This is a genomic window from Xanthomonas populi (genome assembly GCF_002940065.1).
Lineage (GTDB): Bacteria > Pseudomonadota > Gammaproteobacteria > Xanthomonadales > Xanthomonadaceae > Xanthomonas > Xanthomonas populi.
In genome coordinates, this window is record NZ_MDEJ01000220.1 from 1 (window position 1) to 3,670 (window position 3,670).

General features: G+C 61.7%; 2 protein-coding genes and 2 pseudogenes. 2 read left to right on the forward strand and 2 right to left on the reverse strand.

Features of this window, described 5'->3' with window-relative positions; translation table 11 throughout:
• Positions 1-127: 127 nt before the first annotated feature.
• Positions 128-827 (forward strand): annotated as a pseudogene (locus XpopCFBP1817_RS19940) (glycoside hydrolase family 16 protein); the annotation flags it as partial.
• Between the two features lie 71 nt (positions 828-898).
• Here XpopCFBP1817_RS19940 and XpopCFBP1817_RS19945 read toward each other — a convergent pair.
• Together XpopCFBP1817_RS19945 and XpopCFBP1817_RS19950 are read right to left on the reverse strand one after the other, a co-directional pair.
• The gene (locus XpopCFBP1817_RS19945) at positions 899-1,267 is read right to left on the reverse strand and encodes a response regulator (RefSeq protein ID WP_128418405.1); all 369 of its coding nucleotides are present in this window, start codon (positions 1,265-1,267) and stop codon (positions 899-901) included.
• A complete protein-coding gene (locus XpopCFBP1817_RS19950; RefSeq protein ID WP_128418406.1) occupies positions 1,260-2,423 on the reverse strand; it encodes a two-component system sensor histidine kinase NtrB in 1,164 nt (387 codons plus the stop codon). The genes XpopCFBP1817_RS19945 and XpopCFBP1817_RS19950 overlap by 8 nt, the downstream gene beginning before the upstream one ends.
• A gap of 157 nt (positions 2,424-2,580) precedes the next feature.
• Here XpopCFBP1817_RS19950 and XpopCFBP1817_RS19955 point away from each other — a divergent pair.
• Positions 2,581-3,594: pseudogene (locus tag XpopCFBP1817_RS19955) on the forward strand (GAF domain-containing protein); the annotation flags it as partial.
• Between the last annotated feature and the right edge of the window lie 76 nt (positions 3,595-3,670).

Genomic DNA, 3,670 nt, shown 5'->3' on the forward strand with positions numbered 1-3,670 from the left:
TCTTCTTGCGTGCACCTTCAAGCAGAGCGCGTATCTGCTCAAACTGCTCGCGGCTGACGTCACTGGGATAGCGTGCTCTCGTCTCCATATGATCGGATAATTCGGGAAGACTTTGAACGGGCTCTAAGACCCGCAGTTCATCCGGGTGTCGATCGACGGCCAGCAATACTTCGAATTTGCGATCTCCAATTATCGAAGGCGCCTCGCTGCATGAATTCCACCAGCAGCAATATCTGCTGCTCAATCTCGCAGTGAGCGGCACCTATACCGGCATTACCTCGCCTGCTGCGGTGACTGCGCCGTTGCGGGGCAAGATGCAGATCGCTTACATCCGGCTGTATCAAAACCCCGGCTCGCAACTCTATGTCGGCACGCAACATGCCGCGCCTGCGGGGCGCTTCGGTGTGTTCACCGAGCAAAGCGATACCAGCGGGCGGCTGACGTTCGGCCAGGATGCCGAGCTGTACTTATGCATCAACTTCACCCCGATTGCGCAGGCGCCATTCGAAGGCGGCAATGTGATGGCGTATCGCGCCAATGTCGGCGCGTGGTACGGGCTGTGCATCCAGACCGACTATCGCAACATGGCCGGGTATGCCGGTTGCACACTCAAATTGCACGTAAAAACCACCACACCCTCGAGCTTGAAGATCGGCATAAACAGCAGTTTTGGCGACAGCTGGGTGGATTTCGTCGCTGGCGGCAATCACTACGGATTGGTGCACAATGCCGCCTGTCACGAGGTGAGCATCCCCTTCAGTGCGTTCCACGATCTGAATCTGCAGGCGGTTAGACAGATGTTCATGCTGGTGGCCGCGCCGGTGTAGATCGCCATCGATAAGCTGTACTACCAGAGCCGTTGAATCAGCAACACACGCGGGATGGGGGCAGCCAACGTTTACGCGTTGGCTGCTGCGCCTTTCAAGATGTCGATCAACTGACGCAGGCGATAGGGCTTGGGCAGGAAATCCACCTGCGGCAGCAGTGGCGGCAGCTGCGCTTTGGCAAACCCCGACGCCAGGATGATGCGCGCCTGCGGCAGCAGTTGCGTCACCTGCTCGCTCAACTCGATGCCCGACATGCCGTTGGGCATGCTGATATCGCTGAACACCACATCGTAAGGCCCGCTCTCGCGCAGCATGCGCAATGCGCTGTGGCCGTCTTCGGCGGTGTCGACGGTAATACCTGCATCGCGCAGTGCCTCGCCGATCAGCTCGCGCAGTTCTTCTTGATCCTCAACCATCAGCAGGCGCAGGGTTTCAGTCATGCTCGGCGTCCTCAATGGCCGGGAGAAACAAGGTCACGGTGGTGCCGTGTCCGGGTGCGGTGTCAATCTCGACAAAGCCGCCGGATTGGGACGCGAAGTCGAACACCTGGCTCAAGCCCAGACCGGCGTTCTTGCCCGCGTCCTTGGTGGTGAAAAATGCTTCGCCGGCGCGCTGCGCCACATCCGCGCACATGCCGGTGCCATTATCGCGCACTGCAAGGCTTATGTAAGCACTCTGCGCACCGTGCGGGTCGGACGGGGCGGCACGCCGTTGCATGGCAGTGATGAGCAAGATCGTACCTCCATCGGGCATGGCATCGCAGCTATTGAAGACCAGATTGAGCAGTGCGGCGTCCAGTTGACCTGGGTCCATGCGCACGTCCGGCAATGCGTCGGCCACTTCAAGCAAGAGGCAAAGGCCGGTTGGACACGCACACTGCAGCAATTCCAACGAGCGGGTCACGATTGCATTGACTGCATGGCGTTGCGGAGTCGCTTGCTGCCCGCGTGCGAAGGTGAGCGCGTGGCGTGTCAGCAAGGTGCCCCGCTCCACTGCAGTCTGCGCAGCGCCCACCAAGGTGCGCGTACGTGCATCCTCGCCCGCACGCCGCGAGATCAGATCCAGGCTGGTCGCCATCACAGTCAGCAGATTGTTGAAGTCATGCGCCATGCCCCGCGTCAGCCTGCCCAGTGCCTGGCTGCGTTGCGCCTGCAAGAGCACCTGCTGCGATTGCTGCACTGACTGCTGCGCTGCATGGCGCTCGCCGATATTGCAGATGACTACGGCAAAGCCGACCAGCACGTCCCATTCCACCAACGGGGCGATCACCTCGCGTGCCCGGAAACGGCTGCCGTCCTTGCGCAATCGCCATCCTTCTGCAGCGAAGCGACCGTCGCGTTTGGCGATCTCCAGCGTCTGCGCCGGCTCACTGCGCTGTGTGTCTACGGGCCCATAAAACCGCGAAAAATGCGTGCCCATGACATCGGCAGCGGCATAGCCGTTGATGCGCTCGGCACCAGCATTCCAGCCACGCACATGGCCGCCCGTATCGAGCGTGTAGATCGCACAATCCCACCCGCCCTCACGCAACAGCTGGCATTGCCTGCTGTTGTGAGAAAGCGGACCGACGCTGTCGGCGGTCGTTTCCGCATCCATCACGCGATGTTCCCGCCTGGAAAGCGCCGGACCATAGTGACGGATGCGTGAAGAAAACGTGCAAGCCAACCCGGCCGGAAAGCGTCAAATTTCCCGCGATTTACGCGTGAATCTTATCGGCTAACATGACCTCCCCTCACTTCGGTCCGCGCGCCTCATGCAGAACATCTCGACCACACGCGACCGCTGGGTGTGGGTCATCGCGGGGGCCCTGATGACTGCAACGCTCGCTGTGGAACTGGTCACGCCGCTGGGCTATGGGGTGTGGCTGACCTACTTCGTCGCGGTTGGGGTGACGGTGTTTCAAAACCGCACACAGGTGCCCTTGATCGTGGGCACGCTGTCGTGCGCGTTGTTGGCGGTGGGTTTCAATCTGGCGCCGGCCAGCACCAACTCCAGTTTTTCGTCGATCAACCGCAGCATCGGCGGCGTGTCGTTCCTGGCGATGGCGCTGGTGGTGATGCAGGCGATTCGCGCGCGGCGTCAGGCCGAATTCGCACTGTGGCTGCAACAGGCAGAGAACACGGTCGAAGCCAGTTTGCGCGGCGATCAAAGCCCGGACGCATTGGCCGATGCCGCCGTGCGCGCATTGTGCGACACGCTGGATGCGCAGGTCGGTGCGCTGTATCGCATCGAAGGCGAGCGCCTGCGTCTGACCGGCGGCACCGCGCTGCCGGCCGACATGCCCAAGACGTTGCCAACCAACACCGGTCAACTGGGCGAAGCCTTGCAGCGTGGCGCGGTGCGTCGCGTGCGTGGTGTGGATGCCGGACACCTGCAGATCGCCTCCAGCCTGGGCAGGAGTGCCTGCCAGGAACTGCTGCTGGCCCCGGTCACCGCCGATGGTCGGGTGATCGGCATCGTGGAGCTTGGCCGCGCAACCGACCAGCGCACTGCCGCAGCGTGCGAGCAGGAACTGCTCGCACGCTGCGGCGAGAACATCGGCCTGGCCTTGCGCACTGCGTTGCTGCGCGCGCAGTTGCTGGCCTTGCTGGAAGAAACCCAGCGCCAGAGCGAAGAACTGCAGAACCAGCAGGAAGAACTGCGCGTGACCAACGAAGAGTTGGAAGAACAAAGCCGCAGCCTGCAGCAATCGCAGAGCGATCTGGAAAAGCAGCAGGCCGAGCTGGAACAGGCCAACGTGCAGCTGGAAGAACGCACCCAGGCACTGAGGTTTCCCCACGTTTTCCCGAGATAGATCAGCTGGTTGCACCCGGATCGTGTAGAAACAAGTGCGCGCATGGCGC

Bases quoted from the DNA above. Each gene is read 5' to 3' on its own strand.
- XpopCFBP1817_RS19950 (WP_128418406.1), bottom strand. From the start codon at position 2,423: ATGGATGCGGAAACGACCGCCGACAGCGTCGGTCCGCTTTCTCACAAC.
- XpopCFBP1817_RS19945 (WP_128418405.1), bottom strand. From the start codon at position 1,267: ATGACTGAAACCCTGCGCCTGCTGATGGTTGAGGATCAAGAAGAACTG.